Annotated in this window: 4 protein-coding genes; 3 read left to right on the forward strand and 1 reads right to left on the reverse strand. The window is 43.2% G+C overall.

What is annotated here, in order from left to right; all coding sequences use genetic code 11:
- Nucleotides 1–431: 431 nt before the first annotated feature.
- Nucleotides 432–641 (reverse strand): hypothetical protein, encoded by a 210-nt coding sequence (locus tag QUB30_RS33305; protein WP_333186779.1) that lies wholly within the window; start codon nt 639–641, stop codon nt 432–434.
- 94 nt (nt 642–735) lie between these two features.
- Here QUB30_RS33305 and QUB30_RS33310 point away from each other — a divergent pair, with 94 nt between their 5' ends.
- The 3 genes from QUB30_RS33310 to QUB30_RS33320 all read left to right on the forward strand — a co-directional run bounded on the left by QUB30_RS33310 (nt 736) and on the right by QUB30_RS33320 (nt 2,053).
- Nucleotides 736–1,071, forward strand: a complete 336-nt coding sequence (locus tag QUB30_RS33310; protein ID WP_333203332.1) for a DUF3846 domain-containing protein — start codon at nt 736–738, stop codon at nt 1,069–1,071.
- A 154-nt stretch (nt 1,072–1,225) separates the two neighbouring features.
- The gene (locus QUB30_RS33315; RefSeq protein ID WP_333342583.1) at nt 1,226–1,744 is read left to right on the forward strand and encodes a hypothetical protein; all 519 of its coding nucleotides are present in this window, start codon (nt 1,226–1,228) and stop codon (nt 1,742–1,744) included.
- Between the two features lie 3 nt (nt 1,745–1,747).
- Nucleotides 1,748–2,053, forward strand: coding sequence for a siphovirus Gp157 family protein (locus QUB30_RS33320; protein ID WP_333342586.1), 306 nt, complete (start codon nt 1,748–1,750; stop codon nt 2,051–2,053).
- Nucleotides 2,054–2,406: the final 353 nt, after the last annotated feature.

Here is a 2,406-nt window from a genome sequence, read left to right on the forward strand (position 1 = left end):
GTTTAAGTCTGACCTCACCAATTCCGGTGGTTTTAGATAGTTAAAATAGCCCCCTCCAAATGGCGGGGACAGACTGCCTTTCAAGGAAAAAATCTTGGGTGGATTATCAGGGAAAGAGCTTTAGAGTTGTGAGAAACAGTGTAGGTATTGTGAGTGACATACCGAGCAGGTACGCCCAAAGTATCTTCAATTGTTTGAGTTCCGTGTGGGAGTAGCACTTCTCGAACGTACCCCACTTGGTAATTACGCCATCGCTGTAAGCAATACCCGCATGATTGGTCGATCGCGGGCGTGATAGCACTAACCACGAGAGTTGGGCGGGTTAGGTGGTAAGCAGAGATGAGCGCTTCACACCGAACCATGAGAGTTTCAATAGTGCTGAGGACATAAATCAGGGTGACAATATCAGCCGCTTTTTTGATTCGGGGAAATTAGTAAGGGTCGTAACCCCGGGAGCGAAAACCCATTGCTTGGACGAAGCGGACATCATCCCCACGACCACATCCATAATCCAAGTGCGTATGGTGGTGTTGGAGTATCCCCCCATCAATATTAGCAGCCATAGGTAAGCTCAATTCATTGCGCTTGAGAGCGACTTTGTGTCTCGGTATTGTTCTCTGGTCTAGTTGAGTTGGTGTCATACTAAATCAACTTAATATCAAGAGTAATTTTAAATATACCAATAATTTAAATTAAAGGGCTACCGCTAGGGTGTAAAAAAATAGGGAGTAAGCTATGCTCTACGCTTTGATTAATTCAACAGGAATCCACCGGCTGGAAGTAGAAGAAAAGTTGGAACTGGCAGATTTGCAAAACCGAGTGGGCATTGCAGGTGAACCTGCGTTCATAGAATATGTCCGGAATCAATTTCCAGAACCCGCGATAGACCTAATCTGTGATGAGGAATTCTCATTCAAAGAATTGCCCTTAACCTGCATTACCAGCCGAAGGATTGCCCTCTACGGTCAAGTAATCGCTGCTGCATCTACGGATGATGGTGAAACAATAGGGTTGACCGAAGTTCAGTTTCAATTAGTCGCGACAAATCTGATTATTGCGAGCCGGATATAATCTATCATGCCTCAAGTTTGCGCTTGGGGCAACTTTTTTATTTAAAATAATATAATAATAACGTCTTACTAATAGCTAATAATTATAAAATTAATACCTAAAATAACTTCAACAAAATGGCTATCGCAATGGTTGTAAATCACAATTAGAACAATTGCGACACCTGCCCAGAAAGAAGACACAATTACCCGCATCTCAAGAACCTGTCACATCGAGTGAATCTACGGCTAATACGCCCAATACGTCCTTATTGGATGTTATTTGCGCTCAATTACTAGCAACCTCAGAGCGGGGAATAGAAGCACTGACCGCCCTCAAAGCTCAACTAAAAGCACAATACGACACCCCCGAAACTCCTGAAACCGACTCAATTGTGCAGCAAGCATGGCAACACATGAACCCAGACCAACGTGCTCTGATTTCCAGTCGCTGTGAGGCTCACCGAGGACACACTAAGTCATTGCATCTACTCACTGTACAACTGGAGGACTTGGATGAACTAATCGACAACATCGAAGGTGAAGAAATCACACCAGATTTAGAAGTAGCGGTGCAACAGCTCTTAGAACAACGGGGTAGTACCTACGAGCAATGGCTTTCCAAAGTTGATAACTACTGCGCTGCCATTACCAACCGCCATGCCCTGAGTAAACAACGAAAATCTGAAGCATAACGCCTGAGTAAACTCGCAGCTACCGATAGCAAACGAGTGGATTGGATGAAAGCGCAGCTCAAAAAGTGTCTCCAATCTCAGAATGTCAACAAACTAAGTCTACACCGCTTTCAGTTAACTATTAGCAGCAATGGCGGAGTTTTGCCCCTCAAACTCACTTGTGAAGTAAATAAACTTCCTCCCCAGTTTCAACGCATTGAAGTATCGCCCGATAATTCAGCCATCCGACAAGCCTTGGAAGCGGGAGATATGGAAGCTCAGAAAGTTGCACAATTCGGAGAACGCGAAACTCATTTGAGCGTTCTATAGATTGCCATCTAGCAGGAAATAATCACTTTTTACCAAGGACTATTTCCTGCTAAATGTTAACATAAAAACAAAATTAATTTTAATAAAATAGCTGTCGCTAGTGTAGAAAAAATAGTAAGTTAGAGGTACACAATGCACTGCTCTTTAGGGTTAAATGGTACTCAAATTGTTGAGATGAAGGCGGAGAGTGCATCAACGAAGAAAGTTGCTACCGTTACACAGAAGCTGGGAATTTGTACGAAATAGTGCTACTCCAAGGATTCCCAGGTGCGGTGTCAGGGTAAGCGCATCTAATTTTGTATTTAAAAATACAGATTATTGGACCCACTTGTAGATTGATAGAGACAATTTGA

It is taken from the genome of Microcoleus sp. BROC3 (assembly GCF_036702515.1).
Classification (GTDB): domain Bacteria; phylum Cyanobacteriota; class Cyanobacteriia; order Cyanobacteriales; family Microcoleaceae; genus Microcoleus.